24 protein-coding genes and 2 tRNA genes are annotated in these 19795 nt (G+C 64.6%); 15 read left to right on the top strand and 11 right to left on the bottom strand.

Annotation, left to right across the window (positions count from 1 at the left end):
- The first annotated feature begins 69 nt into the window (after positions 1-69).
- The 5 genes from ISM_RS15790 to ISM_RS15775 all read left to right on the top strand — a co-directional run bounded on the left by ISM_RS15790 (position 70) and on the right by ISM_RS15775 (position 2775).
- On the top strand, positions 70-453 hold the full coding sequence (locus ISM_RS15790; RefSeq protein WP_009815202.1) for a hypothetical protein: 384 nt from the start codon (positions 70-72) through the stop codon (positions 451-453).
- A complete protein-coding gene (locus ISM_RS15785) occupies positions 450-1055 on the top strand; it encodes a Yip1 family protein (protein WP_009815201.1) in 606 nt (201 codons plus the stop codon). The genes ISM_RS15790 and ISM_RS15785 overlap by 4 nt, the downstream gene beginning before the upstream one ends.
- Positions 1055-2275 (top strand): cysteine desulfurase, encoded by a 1221-nt coding sequence (locus tag ISM_RS15780; RefSeq protein ID WP_009815200.1) that lies wholly within the window; start codon positions 1055-1057, stop codon positions 2273-2275. Before ISM_RS15785 ends, ISM_RS15780 begins: the two co-directional genes overlap by 1 nt.
- Before the next feature lie 122 nt (positions 2276-2397).
- Entirely contained in the window at positions 2398-2529 is a 132-nt protein-coding gene (locus ISM_RS18615) for a hypothetical protein (RefSeq protein WP_009815199.1), read from the top strand.
- Between the two features lie 169 nt (positions 2530-2698).
- Positions 2699-2775: transfer RNA gene (locus ISM_RS15775), tRNA-Arg, on the top strand.
- 183 nt (positions 2776-2958) lie between these two features.
- On the opposite strand, the gene ISM_RS15770 is transcribed toward ISM_RS15775, so the two are convergent.
- The 4 genes from ISM_RS15770 to ISM_RS15755 all read right to left on the bottom strand — a co-directional run bounded on the left by ISM_RS15770 (position 2959) and on the right by ISM_RS15755 (position 5956).
- Positions 2959-3035 (bottom strand) — tRNA-Met (locus tag ISM_RS15770).
- A gap of 90 nt (positions 3036-3125) precedes the next feature.
- The gene (locus ISM_RS15765) at positions 3126-3641 is read right to left on the bottom strand and encodes a hypothetical protein (protein ID WP_009815198.1); all 516 of its coding nucleotides are present in this window, start codon (positions 3639-3641) and stop codon (positions 3126-3128) included.
- Positions 3638-4159, bottom strand: coding sequence for a hypothetical protein (locus tag ISM_RS17835; protein WP_009815197.1), 522 nt, complete (start codon positions 4157-4159; stop codon positions 3638-3640). Before ISM_RS17835 ends, ISM_RS15765 begins: the two co-directional genes overlap by 4 nt.
- A gap of 186 nt (positions 4160-4345) precedes the next feature.
- On the bottom strand, positions 4346-5956 hold the full coding sequence (locus tag ISM_RS15755) for a peptide chain release factor 3 (protein ID WP_009815196.1): 1611 nt from the start codon (positions 5954-5956) through the stop codon (positions 4346-4348).
- A gap of 102 nt (positions 5957-6058) precedes the next feature.
- Between ISM_RS15755 and ISM_RS15750 the strand changes: the two genes are divergently transcribed.
- Complete coding sequence (locus ISM_RS15750) at positions 6059-6310, top strand: Rho termination factor N-terminal domain-containing protein (RefSeq protein ID WP_040618613.1); 252 nt, start codon at positions 6059-6061, stop codon at positions 6308-6310.
- Between the two features lie 8 nt (positions 6311-6318).
- Here the strand turns inward: ISM_RS15750 and ISM_RS15745 are convergent, their stop codons facing one another.
- Positions 6319-7308, bottom strand: coding sequence for a Hint domain-containing protein (locus ISM_RS15745; RefSeq protein WP_009815194.1), 990 nt, complete (start codon positions 7306-7308; stop codon positions 6319-6321).
- Positions 7309-7502: 194 nt separating this feature from the next.
- Here ISM_RS15745 and ISM_RS15740 point away from each other — a divergent pair, with 194 nt between their 5' ends.
- From ISM_RS15740 to ISM_RS15710, 7 genes are all read left to right on the top strand, one after another.
- Positions 7503-8282 (top strand): SDR family oxidoreductase, encoded by a 780-nt coding sequence (locus ISM_RS15740; RefSeq protein ID WP_009815193.1) that lies wholly within the window; start codon positions 7503-7505, stop codon positions 8280-8282.
- Between the two features lie 169 nt (positions 8283-8451).
- Positions 8452-9822 (top strand): SLC5/6 family protein, encoded by a 1371-nt coding sequence (locus ISM_RS15735; RefSeq protein WP_009815192.1) that lies wholly within the window; start codon positions 8452-8454, stop codon positions 9820-9822.
- Positions 9823-9929: 107 nt separating this feature from the next.
- Positions 9930-11036 carry an ABC transporter ATP-binding protein gene (locus tag ISM_RS15730; protein ID WP_009815191.1) on the top strand — a complete coding sequence of 369 codons (1107 nt, stop codon included), beginning with the start codon at positions 9930-9932 and terminating at the stop codon, positions 11034-11036.
- A 126-nt stretch (positions 11037-11162) separates the two neighbouring features.
- Positions 11163-11387 (top strand): twin-arginine translocase TatA/TatE family subunit, encoded by a 225-nt coding sequence (locus tag ISM_RS15725; RefSeq protein ID WP_009815190.1) that lies wholly within the window; start codon positions 11163-11165, stop codon positions 11385-11387.
- 9 nt (positions 11388-11396) lie between these two features.
- Complete coding sequence (gene tatB / locus ISM_RS15720; RefSeq protein ID WP_009815189.1) at positions 11397-11990, top strand: Sec-independent protein translocase protein TatB; 594 nt, start codon at positions 11397-11399, stop codon at positions 11988-11990.
- Complete coding sequence (gene tatC / locus ISM_RS15715; protein ID WP_009815188.1) at positions 11987-12922, top strand: twin-arginine translocase subunit TatC; 936 nt, start codon at positions 11987-11989, stop codon at positions 12920-12922. The genes tatB and tatC overlap by 4 nt, the downstream gene beginning before the upstream one ends.
- The gene (locus ISM_RS15710) at positions 12919-13761 is read left to right on the top strand and encodes an ATP-binding protein (RefSeq protein WP_009815187.1); all 843 of its coding nucleotides are present in this window, start codon (positions 12919-12921) and stop codon (positions 13759-13761) included. Before tatC ends, ISM_RS15710 begins: the two co-directional genes overlap by 4 nt.
- A gap of 106 nt (positions 13762-13867) precedes the next feature.
- On the opposite strand, the gene ISM_RS15705 is transcribed toward ISM_RS15710, so the two are convergent.
- The 4 genes from ISM_RS15705 to ISM_RS15690 all read right to left on the bottom strand — a co-directional run bounded on the left by ISM_RS15705 (position 13868) and on the right by ISM_RS15690 (position 17364).
- Complete coding sequence (locus ISM_RS15705) at positions 13868-15061, bottom strand: peptidoglycan DD-metalloendopeptidase family protein (RefSeq protein ID WP_040618154.1); 1194 nt, start codon at positions 15059-15061, stop codon at positions 13868-13870.
- An 85-nt stretch (positions 15062-15146) separates the two neighbouring features.
- On the bottom strand, positions 15147-15800 hold the full coding sequence (locus ISM_RS15700; protein ID WP_009815185.1) for a protein-L-isoaspartate(D-aspartate) O-methyltransferase: 654 nt from the start codon (positions 15798-15800) through the stop codon (positions 15147-15149).
- Complete coding sequence (surE, locus tag ISM_RS15695) at positions 15797-16579, bottom strand: 5'/3'-nucleotidase SurE (protein WP_009815184.1); 783 nt, start codon at positions 16577-16579, stop codon at positions 15797-15799. Before surE ends, ISM_RS15700 begins: the two co-directional genes overlap by 4 nt.
- Before the next feature lie 119 nt (positions 16580-16698).
- A complete protein-coding gene (locus ISM_RS15690) occupies positions 16699-17364 on the bottom strand; it encodes an SDR family NAD(P)-dependent oxidoreductase (RefSeq protein ID WP_009815183.1) in 666 nt (221 codons plus the stop codon).
- A gap of 113 nt (positions 17365-17477) precedes the next feature.
- Between ISM_RS15690 and ISM_RS15685 the strand changes: the two genes are divergently transcribed.
- Positions 17478-18044, top strand: coding sequence for a biotin transporter BioY (locus tag ISM_RS15685; RefSeq protein WP_040618153.1), 567 nt, complete (start codon positions 17478-17480; stop codon positions 18042-18044).
- 69 nt (positions 18045-18113) lie between these two features.
- On the opposite strand, the gene ISM_RS15680 is transcribed toward ISM_RS15685, so the two are convergent.
- The gene (locus ISM_RS15680) at positions 18114-18557 is read right to left on the bottom strand and encodes a DUF1284 domain-containing protein (protein ID WP_009815181.1); all 444 of its coding nucleotides are present in this window, start codon (positions 18555-18557) and stop codon (positions 18114-18116) included.
- Between the two features lie 39 nt (positions 18558-18596).
- A complete protein-coding gene (locus ISM_RS15675; protein WP_040618152.1) occupies positions 18597-18860 on the bottom strand; it encodes an amidophosphoribosyltransferase in 264 nt (87 codons plus the stop codon).
- A gap of 223 nt (positions 18861-19083) precedes the next feature.
- On the opposite strand from ISM_RS15675, the gene ISM_RS15670 reads away from it, so the two are divergent.
- The gene (locus tag ISM_RS15670; protein WP_050754152.1) at positions 19084-19740 is read left to right on the top strand and encodes a class I SAM-dependent DNA methyltransferase; all 657 of its coding nucleotides are present in this window, start codon (positions 19084-19086) and stop codon (positions 19738-19740) included.
- The last annotated feature ends 55 nt before the right edge of the window (positions 19741-19795 follow it).

Genomic DNA, 19795 nt, shown 5'->3' with positions numbered 1-19795 from the left:
GGGCCGGGCCGTGTGGTCCGGCGCCTTTTGTCTGGGCCGGAGAGTGAGGGCAGGGCGCTTGCCATCTTGATGGCGGCCTGTGTCATCACCTTTATCGGGCAGCTGCCGCGCCTGTCGCGCGAAGCGCATCTCAGCGGTGAAGAACTCAACCCGCTGTTGGGTGGGGCGCTCTTGGGCTGGGTGTTCATGGCGCCGTTGATCTTTTACGCGCTGGCCTTTGTCAGCCATCTGCTCAGCCGTTTGGCGGGCGGGCGCGGGACGGGCTATGGTGCGCGGATCGCCCTTTTCTGGGCGCTTCTGGCGGCGAGCCCGCTCATCCTGCTATGGGGGTTGATGGCGGGGTTTGCCGGGCCGGGGGCCGGGCTTACCCTCGTGGGTCTCTTGTGGTGCATTGTGTTTTTGTGGTTCTGGATCGCGGGGTTGCGCGTCGCTGAATGGGGGATGGGTGAATGAACCGTGAGGTTATCATCGCATTGTTTAAGCAAACCCTGACAGAGCCCCGGGCGGCCGGGCGCTATATCATCGGGCTTGATCTGCCGGCGCAGTTCCTGTGGATGGCGCTGGCCTTTCTGGCGGTGCTGATGTCGCTTCTGGTGTCGGGGATGTTTCAGCTGGTGCCGATCCCCGAGGGCGATATGGGCGATATGGTTCAGATGAATCCGGCCTATCGCACGCCGCTCATGTTTGCGCTCATGCAATGGGGGCAGGCGGTGATTTCGGTCGTGGTTCTGACCTGGATCGGGCGGCTCTTTGGCGGGGCGGCGCGGGTCGAGGATATGCTCGCCGTGACGATCTGGCTGCAGCTCATCGCGCTGGTGCTTGGCCTCGGGGTCGGGGTGCTCGTGGTGCTCTTGCCGCCGCTCGGGGCGTTCGCGATTCTCGCCTATATCGCTTGGGCGCTGTTCATCACGGTGGCGATGATCGATGCCGCCCATAAATTCGAAAACATGCTGAAATCCCTTGGCGTTTTCATCGCTTCGATCCTGGCGCTGGCGCTGGGCTCGGCGTTGATTGCCGGGTTGCTCGGTGTCTCGGCCTCTGCGGGAGGGCTCTAATGTATGATGTCGAAACGGTGCGGCGGGATTTTCCGATCCTGTCGCGGGAAGTGAACGGCAAGCCTCTGGTCTATCTCGACAACGGGGCCTCGGCGCAAAAGCCGCAGGTGATGATCGACGCGGTGACGCGGGCCTATTCCGAGGAATATGCCAATGTGCATCGCGGGCTGCACACGCTCAGCAATATCGCCACCGAGAAATACGAGGCGGTGCGCGGCATCGTGGCGCGGTTTCTCGGGGTGCGGGACGAAGAGCGGGTGATTCTCAATTCTGGCACCACCGAGGGGATCAATATGGTCGCCTATGGCTGGGCCATGCCGAGGATGCAGGCGGGCGATGAGATCGTGCTGTCGGTGATGGAACATCACGCCAATATCGTGCCCTGGCATTTCCTGCGGGAGAGGCAGGGGGTGGTTCTCAAATGGGTCGAGACGGAACCCGACGGGGCGCTCGAGGCGCAGAAGGTGATCGACGCGATCGGGCCGCATACCAAGCTGGTGGCGATCAGCCATCTGTCGAATGTGCTCGGCACGCGGGTCGATGTGAAACCGATCATCGAGGCGGCCCATGCGCGCGGTGTTGCGGTGCTCGTAGATGGTAGCCAGGGCGCGGTGCATGCGCCCGTCGATGTCGACGACCTCGGCGCGGATTTCTATGTCATTACCGGGCACAAGCTCTATGGGCCGTCGGGATCGGGGGCGATCGTGGTGTCGCGGGACCGTCTGGCAGAGATGCGGCCATTCCTTGGCGGGGGTGACATGATTCGGGAAGTGACCCGAGATTCGGTGTCCTATGCCGATCCGCCGATGAAATTTGAGGCCGGAACCCCCGGGATCGTGCAAACAATCGGGCTTGGTGTTGCTCTAGAGTATCTCATGGGGCTGGGGATGGAGAATGTCGCCGCCCATGAGGACATGCTGCGCGATTACGCGGTTGAAAAGCTCTCTGGATTGAACTGGTTGAGCCAGCAAGGCACCACGAAAGACAAGGCCGCGATCTTTAGCTTCACCCTGGGCGGTGCCGCGCATCCCCATGATATTTCTACAATTTTAGACAAAAAGGGCGTGGCTGTGCGGGCAGGTCATCACTGTGCCGGGCCGCTTATGCAGCATCTTGGCGTGACAGCCACTTGCCGCGCGTCCTTTGGGCTCTACAATACAAAAGGTGAGGTTGACGCACTGGTCGAGGCCTTGGAATTGGCGAACGATCTGCTTTCCTGAGCCCGGTCGGCGGACAACCGCAACAAAGTTGAAACCATTTGAGAGATTCCGCTCAGATGGCATCGACAAACCCACTAAGGCCTTGTTAAGGTCTAACTGTTGCTAAACTTGGAGCCAAAAGTATGAAACTCTTCAAAATCCCGGCGGTTATCGCACTGAGCCTGTTTGCTGCTGCTTGCTCGCAGCAGTCGGAGCCCGAGCCCGTTTATGTCGAGCCCGAGCCCGTCTATGACAAATACGGCAACCCGGTCTAAGGCTTGCCTTAGAACGATTTCCGCCGCCGGGCCAGAGATGGTCCGGCGGTTTCCTTTTGCGCCTCTGACATGTCGATCAGGGGGTGAGGGGCAAAACCAAACAGCCGCCGGATTAGTGCGATTTCACGATTGCACGGGTGGGGCTGGGCTTGTATAGACCGAGCCAGACGCACCTGTAGCTCAGCTGGATAGAGCGCTGCCCTCCGAAGGCAGAGGCCAGAGGTTCGAATCCTCTCAGGTGCGCCATATTCTTCTTTTCCAATCAAGATGATCGCTGTGCCGCCCTTGGGCGATGTGCGCTATGGCATGCCGTGTTTGGCGATGCGGTATTGCGTCGGTATGACGACGGTAAAGCGACTGTGGGGATTTGCCGCGCGTCAAAAGCGGTGCGGCGCCAGGAGCGCGTCTTTGATTTTCTGAGGGGGGATTTGGTAGCGGAGGAGGGACTTGAACCCCCGACACGCGGATTATGATTCCGCTGCTCTAACCAACTGAGCTACTCCGCCAAACGTGGGGTGCTGATATTCCGAGGGGGCGCGGGGGTCAAGAGGGGGAAACGAAAAAATCACACCCTCTTTGACCGAAGATATGAGGGCTCAGGTGACGAGGCTCAGACGCGGCCCAGATGTGCCGGTTTTGGCCCTCTCGCGGGCCGGTTGCGAGGCGGTCTGACGCGGGGCTGCCGGGTAGCGGGCGGCAAAGCTTAGCCCGGCGCGGATCAGCTCGCGGTCCATGCGGCCACGGGTGAGCGCCGAGAGGGCCAGCCGGGCGGCAGGCGTCGCGTCGCGGCGCATGTGATGGAGCATGTGCAGCAGATAGATCTCGTCCTCGGTGAGCCGGGCGCGGGCATCGAGACAGAGCGGATCGCCCGCGCGCAGCCGGCCTTGCGTCGCGGCATGGGCGGCGCGGGCGAGGCGCGACAGGTCATAGGCGAGCGCAAGGCCGCGCGGCTCGCCCCAGCGGTTGACCGCAATGGTAAAGCCATGGTCCCAGGATTGCGTCGCCGGGTGGCGATGGGTGGCCAGGAAATGGCGCAGCACGGGCAGCACATCGCGTTCGAAGGGATCGAGCGTGGCGGGGGCCGTCTGGCCGGGCGGGTGATCGAGGCTCATCGCGGTGCGCCCGGGTGCAGCGCAGCGGTCTGCGCGGGGCCGGAGGCCGCATCAGCGGGGGCTGGCAGGGCGCGAGAGAGGGCGGTGAGCCGTGCCATGGCATGGGCGATCTCATTGCCTTCGCAGAGCAGCATCAGCTCGAGCCGGGCGCGGGCCGGGTGGCCGCGGCGGGCCCAGTGCAGCGCCAGCATCAGCCGTCTTTCATGTTCGGTGAGCACCGCGGCGCAGGGCGGACAGGCGGCGCTGTTGAAGTGAAAGACGGAAATGCGGGATTTGCGGACCTCGTCGATATAGCGCATGGCCTGGGTCGCGATGAGCGGGCCGGTGGCCGGGGCAAAGCCCGCGTCGGCACAGCGGAAAGCGGCCATCCAGGCCTGGCTCTGCGGGGCCGCAAAGCTGTGCAGCATGTGGCGGATGGTTTCGAGGCAGGTGCGCTCGGCCAGATCGAGCGGGCTCTGATCGAGGAGGCTATCCTGCGGGCCGAGCCGCTGTTGATGGGGGTGCCGGTGTTGGGTCATGTGGGGCCTCGTGCGTGAGAATGCGGACGGGCCGGGCTGGGATCATAGCTGGGCGGGCAATATCTGACAAAAAGAGTCGGAGAAGGCAAGCCCTGTTGAGGGCGGCAGGGCGAAGGCCCAAGAAAAAAGCCGTCCCGCGTCATCGGCGGAACGGCCTCTTGTGAGTCCGGCAAGGCGACGGGGTGCTTAGCCCACCATCATTTCCTTGGTGGCCGAGAGTTTCACATCCGGGTAATCGCGTTCGATCCGGTCGATGTCCCATTGCAGCCGGGTCAGATAGACCACGTCGCCATCATTGTCATGGGCGATATGCTGTTTGTTGGCGGCGGTGAATTTGTCGACCGCCTGCTTGTCGCCTGCGACCCAGCGGGCCGAGGTGAATTGCGAGGCCTCAAAGCGCACGGGCAGGCCATATTCGAGCTCGATCCGGGAGGCCAGAACCTCGAATTGCAGCGCGCCCACCACACCCACGATAAAACCCGAGCCAAAGGCCGGTTTAAAGACCTTGGCGGCGCCTTCTTCGGCGAATTGCATCAGGGCCTTTTCCAGATGCTTGGCCTTCATCGGGTCGCCCGCGCGGCAGGTCTGCAGCAGTTCCGGCGCAAACGACGGGATGCCGGTGACGCGCAGCGCCTCGCCCTCGGTCAGCGTGTCGCCGATGCGGAGCTGGCCGTGGTTCGGGATGCCGATGATGTCGCCGGCCCAGGCCTCGTCCGCCAGTTCGCGGTCGGAGGCGAGAAAGAGCACCGGGTTGGAAATGGCCATCGGTTTCTTGCTGCGGACATGGGTGAGTTTCATGCCGCGTTTGAAATGGCCCGAGGCCATGCGGACAAAGGCCACGCGGTCGCGGTGCTTGGGGTCCATATTGGCCTGCACCTTGAAGACAAAGCCCGAAACCTTGGTCTCGTCCGGGGCGATCTGGCGCGGGGTGGCGGATTGCGGCTGCGGTTCGGGGCCGTAATTGCCGATCCCGTCCATCAGTTCCTTGACGCCAAAGCTGTTGATCGCCGAGCCGAACCAGATCGGCGTCATATGGCCTTCGAGCACCGCCTGCGGGTCGAGCGCGGGCAGAAGTTCGCGCGCCATCTCGAGCTCTTCGCGGAGCTGGTCGATCAGGTTGGCGGGCACATGTTCGGCGAGTTTCGGGTCGTCGAGACCGTCGATCTTGATGCTCTCGGCGACGCGGTTGCGGTCGGCGCGGTCCATCAGTTCGAGACGGTCGCGCAGGATGTCGTAGCAGCCGACGAAATCGCGGCCCTGACCGATGGGCCAGGAGGCGGGCGTCACGTCGATGGCGAGCATCTCCTGGATCTCGTCGATGATCTCGAACGTGTCGCGGCTCTCGCGGTCCATCTTGTTGCAGAAGGTCAGAATCGGCAGATCGCGCAACCGGCAGACCTCGAAGAGCTTTTGGGTCTGGCTCTCGACGCCTTTGGCGCCGTCGATCACCATGACGGCCGCATCCACGGCGGTCAGGGTGCGATAGGTGTCCTCGGAGAAATCCGAGTGGCCGGGCGTGTCGACGAGATTGTAGCGATAGGGGCCGAAATCAAAGGACATGGCCGAGGCCGAGACCGAGATGCCCCGGTCCTTTTCCATCTGCATGAAGTCGGAGCGGGTGCGCCGGGCTTCGCCCTTGGCGCGGACCTGTCCGGCCATCTGAATGGCCCCGCCGAAGAGAAGGAATTTCTCGGTCAGGGTGGTTTTGCCGGCATCCGGGTGCGAGATGATCGCAAAGGTGCGGCGGCGCGCCACTTCGGGCGGCAGGTCGGGGCGGTTTTGAGCGGTGTCCAGCATAGGCGCGCGTATAGTCCGGGGCGGGGTTTTGCGCAATATGGATTGCGGTTTGGAACGCCGGGACGTGGCGCGGCGTTGGGCCTCTATGGAAAGGAGGCCATTATGCCAAATCCAAGCATCAAGGATGAAGAGACCTATCAGGCGCTGCGTGACGAGGGCTATACCAAGGAAAAGGCCGCGCGGATCGCCAATGCGCAGGCCAATCCCGATATGCACCCGTCCGAGAAGGGCGGCCGGGCCGAGCCCTATGAGGAGTGGACGAAAGCCGAGCTTTATCAGCGGGCGCAGGAGGTCGGGATCGACGGGCGCAGCGAGATGAGCAAGGATGAGCTGATCGCGGCGCTGCGTCGGTAAAGGCGCTCTTAGCTCGTCGAGGCGCGGCGCAGGATCTCGGCCATATTGGGATGGTCTAGGAGCGATTGCGCCACTTCGAATTCGAGATGTGGGCGCTGGGCGTGATCGGGCAGGCCGCTTTCAATCGCGTCGGCCAGATCGGCGGGCAGCGCGCCACGGGTGCGCGTGTCCACGAGCAGCGTCTCGGCGGCGATGCCTTCGGCATAGATGATCTGATGGTGGTCGAAGAGCAGCTGAAAATAGTCGATGAAGCCGCCGTCTTCTTGGGTGATCGTGTCGCCATTGACGAGATGGCGGGCGCGCACGAGGATTTCGTGCCGGCCCGCGCCGAGCGCGTCGGAGCGTTGGTAGATGAAGAGCCGGTGGTCAGGGCTCACCACGAGATCGTCGGAATTGTTGAGCGCGCCCTTGCGGATGCGGACGGGCGCGAGATCGCCGGTGGCGCGGGCGGTGGAGCTGCCGATCCAGCGGACGGGCCGGGGGCCATCGTCGCGGGTCAGGACGCGGTCGCCCACTTGCAGGTTTTCGATCGGGGTCTGGGCGCCGGTGGCGAGGGTGATCCGGGTGCCGCGCGAGAAGGAGACACAGGCGATCTGGGCGAATTTGGCGCGGGCGTGGTCGGTGTCGATTCCCACCAGCGTATAATCGGTGCGCGGGGCAAGCGGCGCGAGGGCGCGGGCATAGAGGCCCGAGACATCGCCCAGCCCGTCGATTTCCACCAGCACCAGCATTTCGATGGTGCCGCCGCCGGCGGACATGAAGGTCAGGCAGCTGTCGACGATGACGCGGTGGCCCGGGGTGCCGAGGGGCGAGCCTTTGGCGATCTCGAAATGGCCGTCCTGGCCGCTGTCGAGGACGAGGGCGTGGGTCTTAGCCTGGGGGCTCAGCTCATAGGTGTCGTCAAACTCGAGCTCTTCGGAAAAGGACAGGGCGTCGCCCATATTGGCGCCGGTGACGACGCAGAAATCCTGAGCGAGATGAACCTGGAGCGTTTGCACTTTATGACGTCTGCTTTGTTTCTATGGCTGGGGCCGCCTAGCCCGAACTGGTCCCGGGGGAAAGCGGCTTGTGACTGAATGGTTCTGTCAATAGGACTGTAATATGGCATGATCAGGGCTGGCAGCCGGTAATTTGCTGGCATTCTGGCCTGTAAGCCGGTGAAATACACGGGGAAATTAGGGAGAGTGTTACCATGGATCTCGGTTTGAAGGGCAAACGGGCGCTGGTCTGTGCGTCGAGCAAGGGTTTGGGGCTTGGCTGTGCGCGGGCGCTGGCGGGCGAAGGTGTCGATCTGGTGATGAACGCGCGCGGCGCCGAGGCGCTCGAGGCGTCGGCGCAGGCCATTCGCGACGAGTTCGGCGTCAAGGTCGTCGCCGTGGCCGCCGATATCACCACGGAAGAGGGCCGCGAGAAGGTTCTCAAAGAGGCGGAAGGCGTTGATATTCTTGTCAATAACGCCGGTGGCCCGCCGCCGGGCATGTGGACCGATTGGGACCGCGACGATTTCATCAAGGCGCTCGATGCCAATATGCTCGCGCCGATTGCGCTCATCAAGGCGCTGGTGCCGGCGATGATCGACCGGGGCTGGGGCCGGGTGGTGAACATCACATCGCAATCGGTCAAGGCACCGATTCCGGTGCTCGGCCTGTCGAATTCGGCGCGGGCGGGGCTTACCGGCTATGTGGCGGGCACCTCGCGTCAGGTCGCGGGCAAGGGTGTGACGATCAACAACCTGCTGCCCGGTATCCATGCCACCGATCGGGCGGTGTCGCTCGATCAGGGCGTGTCCAAGGCGCAGGGCATCAGCATGGACGAGGCCAAGGCGCAGCGCTGTGCGGGCATTCCCGCCGGGCGCTATGGCACGGCGGAAGAGTTCGGCGCGGCCTGTGCGTTCCTGTGCAGCCAGCACGCCGGGTTCATCGTGGGGCAGAACCTGCTTCTCGATGGTGGTGGCGTGAACTCCACCATGTAAGCACCGGGATTATATTGATAATCCTGACGGGCGTGCCGAGGGGCGCGCCCGTTTTGCTGTCATCCCGCGCCGCTCACCGCGCATCACAAGCGCGTGGGGGTGTGCGGTGGGACATAGGCGGCGGCGCGCGCGCCTGCTAGCGCTTGGGGGTCCAATGAACGGAGGCCCCATGTCCCTGTCTGTCATTCTTGCGCTCTTCGGGGCGGTGATCCTCGCCTCGATCTGGGCCGCGCCTCGGCGGGCGACGGTCGACGGGTTCTTTGCAGGCAACGGGCCGCGCGGCGAGGCACCGGGGCTTTGGGTGCTGGTGCTGAGCCAAGTCACCACATGGATTTTCGCGCGGTCGCTGATGAATGCGGCGATCCTTGGCTATTACTACGGGATCTGGGGCACGCTCGCCTATGCGGCCTATTACGGCTCGTTCCTCAGCGGCGGGTTCATTGTCGGGCGGCTGCGGCGCGACGGGGCGGGATCGGTGCAGGATTGGCTTGGCCAGCGGTTCGGCCCGGTGGGGCGCGCGGCCTATGATCTCGTGGTGGCGCTGCGGCTTCTGAGCGAGGTTTTCGCCAATCTTCTGGTGGTCGGGCTGATCTTTGCGGCCTTGCTGCCGGAGTATCGCCAGACCCATGGCGCCTCGGTGGTGATCGTGGCGGCGCTGGGCCTCGTCTATTCGGCCTGGGGCGGGCTCAGCGCGGCGCTGCGCAGCGATGTGGTGCAGATGCTGGTCTTTCTCGTGGTGTTCGGCGCGGCGCTTCTGGCGCTGTTGCTCAGCCCCGGGTTCAGCCTCGCCGCGGCGCTCAGCGCGCCGGGGGTGGCGGGGCCGGGTCAGGGGCAGGTGCTGGCGCTGGTGGCGCTGTTGCAGGTGTTTTCCTATCCGGCGCATGACCCGGTGATGATGGATCGCGGGTTTCTGGCCGATGCCGAGACGACGCGGCGGTCGTTCCTGCATGCGTTCTGGATTTCGCTGCTGTGCATCCTCGGCTTTGGCCTCTTTGGCATTCAGGCGGGGATCGTCGGGGCCGAGGTGGAGGGGCAGCTCTTGGGGACCTGGGCGGGGATGTTTCCGGGCTGGGTCTATCTGGCACTGGTGCTGTCGCTCTTGATTTCGGCGCTGAGCACGCTTGATTCGGCGCTGGCCAGTGCGGCGCGGCTGGCGGTCGAGGAATGGGGCTTTGGCGGCGGGCGGAGCCTCTGGGCCGGGCGGGTCGCGATGGCGGGGTTTGCCGGGCTGGGGGCGCTTTTGACGCTCTGGGGCAATCAGTCGCTGTTCGATGCGGTGGCGGTGAGCGGCACGGCGAGCATGTTTCTCACCCCGGTGCTGATCGTCGGGCTGGTGCAGGGGCGGCGGATCGCGCTCTGGGCCTATCTCGCGAGCTTTGCCGTGGCCCTCGCGGGGGCGGTGATCTATTTCGCGCGCGATGGCTGGGCGATGGCGATCCTACCGGACGTGCCGAAATACAGCCAGCTTTTGTGCATCTGTCTCGTGGTGCTGGCGCTGGGCTTTGCCGCGGTGCTCTTGGGCCGGGGCGCGCGGCGGTAACGGCAGTTTAAGCCGTTGGGATTGCGTCTATGGGGCAGGGTTGCTATCTGCGAAGTTCATCCCCGAGTGAATTGATCGGAAACCCGCACCCGATGCCAGAGCAGCCGATGCCCGAGCCGACTGTCCCGAGACTGGAGATCAGCAAGCTGACGCGCCGCTATGGCGGGCGGGCGGTGGTCGAAGACCTGTCGCTGTCGGTGCCGCCGGGGCAGGTGACTTGCCTCTTGGGACCGTCAGGCTGTGGCAAATCCACGACGCTGCGCATGGTCGCGGGGGTCGAGACGCCGGATGCGGGCGAGATCCGCGTCGATGGCGAGTTGATCTGTGCCAACGGCCAGGGTCTGCCGCCAGAACAGCGGCGCATCGGGCTTATGTTTCAGGATTTCGCGCTCTTCCCGCATCTGAGCGTCGCCGATAACGTGGCCTTTGGCCTCAGCGGTGCCAAGGACGCGCAGGGGCGTCGGGTGGCGGAGCTGCTCGAGCGGGTGGGGCTTGGCCAATATGGCGCGAAATATCCTCATGAGCTCTCGGGCGGCGAACAGCAGCGGGTGGCGCTGGCGCGGGCCTTGGCGCCGAACCCGTCGATCATGCTCATGGATGAGCCGTTTTCCGGGCTCGACAACCGGCTTCGCGATGGCATCCGCGACGAGACGATCGACATCTTGCGCGAACAGGGCGCGGCGGTTCTGCTGGTCACCCATGAGCCGGAAGAGGCGATGCGCATGGCCGATGAGATCGCTCTCATGCGGGCCGGGCGGATCGTGCAGAAGGGCGCGCCCTATAACATCTATAACGCGCCGGTCGACCGCGACTGCATGGCGTTTTTCAGCGATGTGAACGTGCTCACGGGGCGGGTGCATGGGGCGCTCACCGAGACCGCCTTTGGTCAGTTCTTTACCCCCGGTGTGCCCGATGGCGACGAGGTCGAGATCGTGATCCGGCCGCAGCATATCAAGATCGATTTCGACCGCAACGGGCGCGGCCCGAACCCGACCATGGCCGAGGGCACGGCGGTGCGCGGTGTGGTGCAGCGGGCGCGATTCATGGGCAATGAGAGCCTCGTTGAGTTTCGCATGGATCACGACGGATCCTTGATGCGGGCGACGGTGCCGAATGTGTTTTTGCCCAATCCCGGCAATGCGCTCTGGCTGATGATCCGGCGCGACAAATGCTTTCTTTTTCCCAAGCGGGATCTGCAATCGCGCATAGAATGACGCGGAATTTCCGCAAATTGGCGCAGAATGCACGCTTAGCCCTTCCACATCCCGCGATGAGCATTTAGATAAACAAGGTGAGCTTTTCGCGGCCCCCGGCGGGGCTGCATTCAGGGAGACCAATTCATGCTGAACAATATCGGCCTGCCGGGCATTCTGCTGATCGCGGTTGTCGTGCTGGTGCTTTTCGGGCGCGGCAAGATCTCGTCGCTGATGGGCGAAGTGGGCAAGGGCATCACGTCCTTCAAAAAGGGCATCAGCGAAGGCTCGAAAGAGCTTGAAGATGAGACGGCCAATGCCGACGAGGCACGCGACGTGACCCCGGCAGACAAAGAAAAAGACAAGGTCTGAGCGTCCTAGATGTTTGATCTTGGCTGGACCGAGCTGATGGTCATCGGTGTCGTGGCGTTGATCGTCGTGGGGCCGAAAGACCTGCCGGGCATGTTCCGCACCGTTGGGCAATTCGTGGGCAAGGCCAAGGGCATGGCCCGCGATTTCAGCCGCGCGATGAATGACGCGGCGGATGAGGCCGGGGTCAGCGATGTCCAGAAGACGATCAAGGCCGCGACCCGTCCGCTCAACACTGCGATGGACGAGGTGAAGAAATCCACCGACAGCTTTACCAAGCAGACGATGGAGAGCGGCAAGCCCAAGCTTGACCCGGCGCGGCAGGAAAAGGCCGACAAGATCGCCCAGAAATCCGCCGAGGTCGCCACCGCGCGCAAGGCGGAAGAGGCGAAGGCGGCAGAGGCGGCGGCCAAGCCTGCAACCAAGACGGCCAAGACCGCGGCGGCGAAGAAACCGGCGGCCAAACCTGCGGCGGCGAAAAAACCGGCGGCGAAGGCCGCGAAGGCCCCAACCAAACCGGCGGCCAAACCGGCCAAAAAACCGACCAGCACAGCAGCGACCAAAGCGGCGAGCAAGACCACGGCCGAGGCCAAGGACAAGGCATGAGCGACAGCAATATTCCCGGCGATGAGCTCGAAGACAGCGCCGCGCCGCTGATCGAACATCTGGCAGAGCTGCGCATGCGGCTGATCCGCTGTGTGGTGGCGTTTCTCATCGGCATGGTGATCTGTTTCACCGTGGCGACGCCTATCTTTACCTTTCTGACCTCGCCGCTCTGTCAGGTGCTGGCCGAGCGGGGGCAGGATTGCGACCTGATCTTCATCAGCCCGCAAGAAGGGTTCTTCGTGGCGATCAAAGTGTCGCTCTTGGGCGGGTTCATCCTGTCCTTTCCCTATCTCGCCAATCAGATGTGGCGGTTTGTGGCGCCGGGGCTCTACAAATCCGAGAAGGGCGCCTTCCTGCCGTTTCTCGTGGCCTCGCCCTTCATGTTCTTTCTCGGCGCGAGTTTTGCGTTCTACGTGGTGACGCCGCTCGCCTATGATTTCTTCCTGGGCTTTCAGCAGTTTGGCACCGGTGGCGAGGCGCTGCCCGATGGCGATCCGCAAAATGCCGCGCCGCTGAGCGTGGTGTTCCAGGGCTCGGCGCAGGAATATCTCAACCTCACGATCAAGTTCATCGTGGCCTTTGGCCTCTGCTTTCAGCTGCCGGTGCTGCTCACCCTGATGGGCAAGGCGGGGCTGGTGACGGCGCCGGGGCTCAAGGCGGTGCGCAAATATGCGGTGGTGGGCATTCTGGTGCTGGCCGCGCTGGTGACGCCGCCCGATGTGATCACCCAGATCATCCTCTTCACCGTCGTCTATGGCCTTTACGAAGTGTCGATCTTCCTCGTGGCCCGTGTGGAGCGTGAGCGTGAAAAGCGTCTGCGCGCCGAAGGGCTCTGGTTCGACGATGAGGACGAGGACGCGGACGCGGATGACGTCGCGGAGGGCATGGATGCCCATCCCGAAGAGATGCTGGACGACGAGACCAAAAAATGACCGATCCGATGCTGCGCATTGCCGAGGCGCTTGAACGTATGGCGCCGGCGCCGCTGAGCGCTCCTGATTTCACCGCCGCCGAGGCCTTTGTCTGGCATGTGAGCCCGGATCGGCTCGAACCGGTGCCGCAGGTGAGCCGGGTCGAGATGTCGCTTCTGGTGGGGATCAACCGGTCGCGCGACACGCTGCTCGAAAACACACGGCAATTCGCCAAGGGGCTGCCGGCCAATAACGCGCTTCTCTGGGGCGCGCGCGGCATGGGCAAATCGAGCCTCGTCAAGGCGGTCCATGCCAAGGTGCAGGCCGAGGGGCATGATCTCAAGATCGTGGAGTTGCAGCGCGAGGACCTGCCGAGCGTCACCCGGCTGCTGGGCCTCCTGCGCCAGAGCGCGGCGCGGTTCATCCTGTTTTGCGATGACCTGAGCTTTAGCCATGACGATCAGCATTACAAATCGCTCAAGGCCGTCCTTGATGGCGGAATCGAAGGCCGGCCCGAGAATGTGGTCTTCTATGCCACCTCGAACCGCCGCCACCTGATGCCGCGCGACATGATCGAAAATGAACGCTCCTCGGCCATCAACCCGAGCGAGGCGGTGGAAGAAAAGGTCTCGCTGAGCGACCGGTTCGGGCTCTGGCTCGGCTTCCACCCCTGTGATCAGGACGAATATCTCGCGATGATTCAGGGCTATTGCGAGGCTTACGGTGTCGAGATCGACGCCGAGACCCTGCGCGCCGAGGCGATCGAATGGCAGGCAACGCGCGGCTCGCGCTCGGGCCGGGTGGCGTGGCAATATTTCACCGATCTGGCCGGGCGCAAGGGCGTGGCGGTTTCGGGGTAATCCAAAACTGCGCCTCTTTCTGGTTCCAAATACCCAAAAAGAACCCCGGCACGCCCTTGGCCTGCCGGGGTTTTACGTCACGCTGCCCCCCAAGAGGGACCTAAGATCAGTTGGTCAGATAGGGCATCGGGTCGAGGCTCTCAAAGCCCTGGCGGACCTCGAAATGCACCGCGCTCGAGCCCAAGCTGCGGGCCTTGGCGAGGGATTGTCCGCGCGAGACCTTGTCGCCGGTTTTGACCGAGACCCCGTCCACGTTGGAATAGACCGTCAGCAGGTTGTTGGCATGTTTCACCACGACGATGGGCGTGCCATTGGTGTCCTTGGTGATGGCCGCGACCGTGCCGCTGTCGGCGGCCTTGACGGCGGCGCCGGGGGTGGCGGCGATGTCGATGCCGTCGTTCTTGCCCTTGGAATATTCGCGCACGATGTCGCCCTTGACCGGGAAGGACATGCGCGTCGGTTTGGCCGTGGTCTTGGTCTGCTCCTTGCCGAGATCGGGGGCGTCGCCGGGGCTCGTTTGCGGCTTCTTGAGCGTGGCGGCGGCGACGGTGTCCTCTTTGGGCAGCGGTTTGGCGGCGCTCGGCGGTTCCGGCGTGGGCGAGCCTGCGCCGGGGGCGGGCACCGCCACGGCGGCGGGGGCCGGGGCCTCGCTCGGGTCAAAGCTCTTGCGGGTTTCGCCGGGTTTCGGCACCGGGATCAGCAGGAACTGGCCTTCGCGCACCGCGAAATCCGAGCCGAGCCCGTTCCAATCCGCGAGGCTGCGGATCGAGACATTGTAGAGCCGCGCGATCGTATAGGCGGTTTCGCCGCGCGCCACCTTGTGGCGGATCGGCTGGGCGGTGCTTTCGGCGGCGGGCAGGGGGGTGGTTTCGACCTTCTGGGAATCGGCGCGTTCGATGGCGCTGCCGGCGAGGCTCTCGATATCGACGCCTGCGGGTTTGATCGGGCCGCCGGCCGGTTCGGCGACGCGGCCGGGCAGGGCCACGAGCTCATCCTGGCGCAGCGGGTCGCCGGGCTGCATGCCGTTGTAGCGGGCCAATTCGGCGGCGTTGACGCCGATCCGTTGCGCCAGCGTCTGCACCGTGTCGCCGCGTTGGGCGACGGCCACCTGATAGCCGGGGTAGGAGATGATGCCGCGGCTGTCGGGGGTTGGCCGGTCGGCGGTGGCGGTGCGGACCGCCTCGGCGGTGCCGCCGCTGGTGCGGCCGCGCAGATCCAGATCGAACGGCTCGCTACAGGAGGCCAGGGTCAGGCACGCGGCGCCTGCCACGATCACCACAGGGTTTGCTCGCAATCTCATCGCTCGTATCCTCGCTTGCGCCCCATTGTCTCGGGGGCTTCACCCAGTTTCATTCTGCCCGTTTAGGCCGCGCGGGCCCGAGGCGTCAATCCCGCCCCAGCCCTTCGAGCAATGGCACAAAACGTACGGGCATCAATTCATCATACTCAAATCCGGTCTCCGTCCGGGTCACCCGGATCAGGCTCTGCACCGCGTCCGACTGCCCGACGGGCAGCACCATGATACCGCCGATCTTGAGCTGGGCCAAGAGCGGGCCGGGGGGGTCCTCGGCGGCGGCGGTGACGATGATGCGGTCAAAGGGCGCCTGCCCGGGCAGCCCGTAGCTGCCATCGACGGTGCGGCAGGTGATATTGACCATATCGAGATCGCGGAAGATGTCATTGGCCTCGGCGACCAGCCGCTGATGGCGGTCGACGGTATAGACCCGGCGGGCGAGGTGGCTCAGGATCGCGGCCTGATAGCCCGAGCCGGTGCCGATCTCGAGCACGGTGTCGCGCGGCGAGACGGCGAGCGCCTGGGTCATGCGGCCCACCACCGAGGGCTGGCTGATGGTCTGGCCGCAGGCGATGGGCAGCGGCATGTCCTCATAGGCGCGGTCGGAGAAATAGCCTTTGACGAAAAGCGCGCGGTCGACCTTTTCCATCGCTTCGAGCACGGTCTTGTCGGTCACGCCCTTGGAGCGGAGCGCGAACAGGAACTGCATCTTGCGTTCGGCGATTTCGGGGTCAAGCGCGGTCATTCGATGCTCTTCAATGGCTCCAGCACGTCATGGGCCGTGAGATCGGCGCGCATCGGCGTCACCGAGATATAGCCCGCGAGATTGACATCGGCATCCGAGCCGGGCGCGGTCGGCTGTTGTTGCGGCGCGCCGGTGACCCAGAGAAAGCGCCGCCCAGAGGGCGAGAGCTGCGGCTTCACCCCAAAGCCCATGTCGCGGCGAAAGCCCTGGCGCACCGAGCGGCGGCCTTTGACTTCGGCGCCGGGGACCGGCGGGAAGTTCACGTTGAAGAAGATGCCGTAATCGTCATTGCCCCAGAGATCGGCGTCGAGAATGGCGCGGCAGGTGTCGAGACCATGCTGGCGCGCGGCCTCCCATTTGTCGTCGAGATCGCGGTTGGCGGGGCCGTAATACTGGCTCAGCGCGATGGCGCGGGTGCCTTGGAGCGCGGCCTCCATCGCGCCGCCGACGGTGCCGGAATAGACCGCGTTTTCCGCCGAATTGTTGCCCCGGTTGACGCCGGAGAGCACCAGATCGGGCGGGCAGTCGACCATGATGTCATGCAGCGCCGCGAGCACGCAATCGGCGGGGCTGCCTTGCACCGCATAGCGGCGCGGGCCCATTTCCGAGACCATCATCGGGTTGGTGTAGGAGATGCAGTGCCCGACGCCCGATTGCTCAAAGGCGGGGGCCACGGTCCAGACCTCGCCTTCGGGCCCGGCGAGATCGCTGGCAATCTGCTGGCAGACCTCGAGCCCGGGGGCCGAGATGCCGTCGTCATTGGTGATGAGAATGCGCATTGCGTCGCCTTCTGAAACCCGCGCCCGCCGGGGCGTGCGCGGTCTGCCCCTGTTTGATGTCTTGTCTAGCCGGGTGGGCCTGCTGCGGCAAGCGTTGCGCGGGAATTAACGCAAGGGTGTTAAAGCAGCGCGGGAAGAAGGCGGGCCGCCTCGGCATGGGGATCGGCCAGGGTGGCGCGGTCTTCGCCGGGGTGAAACCGGGCGCGGGTCGCCGTGGGCATCGGGTTCGGCGCGAGGATCTGCACCCGGGGGCCGGTCTTGGCGGTCTCGGCCTGCCAGCTCTTGGCCAGCGCGATCTGCGCGGCCTTGCTCGCCCCATAGGCGCCAAAGAATTTCTCGCCGGCGCGGGGATCGTCGAAGAAGACGGCCGTGCCCGTCTCGCCCAGCAGCGGTGCGACAAAGGGAATGAGCCGCCCGGTGGCGATGGCGTTGATGGTAAAGGACTTTTCCATATCCTTGGCATCGAGATGCCCGGTCAGGGTCAGCGGTGCGGCGTGGACCGCGCTATGCACCCAGAGCGCCACGCTGCCCCAGCGGTCATGGATCGAGCGGCAGAGCTGCGCCATGGCGTCGGGGTTTGCGATGTCCATCGGTGCCAGCGTCGCCTCGCCGCCCTTGGCCTTGATCCGATCGTCGAGCTCTTCGAGCGCGCCGACGGTGCGGGCGACGGCGACGATGTGATGGGTGGGGGCCAGCGCCTCGGCCAGCGCCGCGCCAAGCCCGCGCGACGCGCCGGTGATGAGCGCGATGGGGCGGGCGGTGTCTTGTGCATGTGTCTGGGTCATGGGCGGCAAATCCCATTGCGGCGCGTAATAATCAAGGTCTTTTGCTTGACTTTTTAGCAGGCGCAGCGAAAAAGTCGTGCAGATAAGAAAAATCAGGGAAAGGACCTTGACCTATGGGCGAAAGAGTTTTGAGCCAAGCCGTTCTTGGCACTGACAGCCTCCTCAAAAAAGCAGCCCTCGTGCTGGGCGGATCGCTGTTCATTGCAGCTGCTGCACAGGTGAGCGTGGGCTGGCCGGTGCCGATGTCGCTGCAGACATTTGCCATTCTGACCGTTGGTCTGACGCTGGGCTCGCGTCTTGGCGCGGCGGCGCTTCTGGCCTATCTGGCCGAAGGCGCGATGGGTCTTCCGGTCTTTGCCAATGGCGCCACCGGCCCGGCCCTGTTCGGCCCGACCGCGGGCTTCCTCTATGGCTTTGTCGGCATGGCTTATCTGGCCGGTCTGGCGGTTGAAAAGGGTCTCGCACGCGGTGTCGTATCGACCGCCGTTTGTGGCATCGTGATTTCGCTGCTGCTCTACATCCCGGGCCTCGCATGGCCGGCGGCCGTTCTCGGCAAATCGGCGGCAGCGCTGTGGTCGAGCTGGATGGCACCGTTCCTGCTCGGCGACGCGATCAAGGCCGTGATGGCGGCGATGGTTGTCTGGGGTGGCTGGCAGGCGATCAAGTCGCGCCGCGGCTAAGCCTCGCGTTACATCAATATATGCGAACGCCGCCCTTTGGGGCGGCGTTTTGCGTTTGGGGGCAATTGGTTAGCCCTCTTCGGAGGTGAGCCTCGCCTCGTCATGCAGGGCGTTCAGCGCGCTGTCGCAGAGGCCAAATTCGAGCCAGCGACAGCCCTGACAGAGCGTCGAGAGACTGCCGGGGGGCACCCGTTTGACGATGCGGCGCTTGGCCTCGCCCCAGGTGAGTTCGGTGCCCGCAAAGAGGCCCAGCGCGCGGGCGTGGCGGGTGTCGAGACGGCTGATGCTGTCCTGGCTTTCGCAGAGCGTGCCGCGCCGTTTGGGGCAGGGCGCGCAGATGTCATCGGTGGCGCCGACCACTTGGATGGGCGTGTCATCGCCGCCCGGCGCGCGCAGGCGGCCGAGGACGATGGAGGCCATATTGGCGGTGAACTCGTCGGAATAGCCCTTGCCCTGAAACCCCAGAGAACAAAGGAAATGATGCGGGCGGTAGCGGATCGGTGCGTCAGTCATCGGCGCACAATCCGCATTGCGGGACCGCCCGTCAAGCGCTTAGCCGCGGGGCATGGTCAGGCGCTCGGTCGCGCCATTGCGCATGAGCACCACGAGGCCGGGGTTGATCGCCACGACCTGCTGACGGCCGACCTTGTCGCCGAGGCCGATCTTTTCGATGCGGCCGTGGGGGTCGCGGATCAGGGCCTCGGGGGCCTTGTCATTCATGAAGGTCCCCAAGAGCACCATGCCGCGCATCGGCAATGCGTCTTGCTGGGTCGCGGCGGCGGTGACCTTGCGTGGGGTCGGTGTCCCCTCTGCCATCTGTCTCGTCCTTAGCTGTTTGGTCCGGGCCTGTCGCAGGCGGTGCCGGAGCGTGGGTCAGAGCGCTCCGTAGCCGGTTGCGAGAGGGGGGTAAACCGGGGCAAATGCCGCTCGGCAGGATCATGCCGCGTCGCGGCATCGGGGCGGCGGAGAAGCGCCGCTTGGCGGCGAAATGGCAGGTCGGTAAGCTGTCGGTAAAACGACGGTAAAGCGACGGTGCAATATGCGCAGACATAAGGGGGCGGCCAGAGCCGGGACGGATCGGGCGGCGCAGGCCCGGCAGGCCTCGGAGAGGGTCGTGGGTCTCTATGACGACCATGCCGCCCTCTGGCGGGCGCTGCGCTCTGGCGATCTGATCGAGAAGCGGTGGCTGGATCGCTTTGTCGCGATCGCGCGACAAGCTGGCCCAGAGCTGCTCGACCTTGGCTGCGGCACGGGAGAGCCGATCGGCCGCTATCTGATCGAAAGGGGCTGCCGGATTACCGGCGTCGATGGCGCGGCGGCGCAGATTGAGACAGCGCGCCTGACCTTTCCAGAGCAGGTCTGGATCACGGCAGATATGCGGGACTTGCCCGAGCTCGGGAAATTCGACGGGGTGCTGGCCTGGCATAGCCTGTTTCATCTCAGGCCAGAGGATCAGCGCCCGCTCTTGGCGCGGCTTGGCGCGCTCTGCCGCCCCGGTGCCGCGCTCATGTTCACGAGTGGCACGTCGGAGGGGGCAGAGATCGGCGAATTTGCCGGGCAGCCGCTCTATCATGGCAGCCTCGACAAGGCCGAGTATCGGGCGCGGCTGGAGCGGGCCGGGTTCGAAGTGATCGCGCATCAGGAAAACGACCCGGCCTGTGGCGGGGCGACGGTCTGGCTCGCGCGGAAAGCGTAAAAAAAGCGGCCAGGCCTCCGGGCCCAGCCGCCTTTGTTTGCCCATCAGGGCAGGA

Source organism: Roseovarius nubinhibens ISM, from assembly GCF_000152625.1.
Classification (GTDB): Bacteria; Pseudomonadota; Alphaproteobacteria; order Rhodobacterales; family Rhodobacteraceae; genus Roseovarius; species Roseovarius nubinhibens.
Note: the sequence above shows the minus strand (reverse complement) of the source record. Positions and strands in the feature narration are given on the sequence as shown.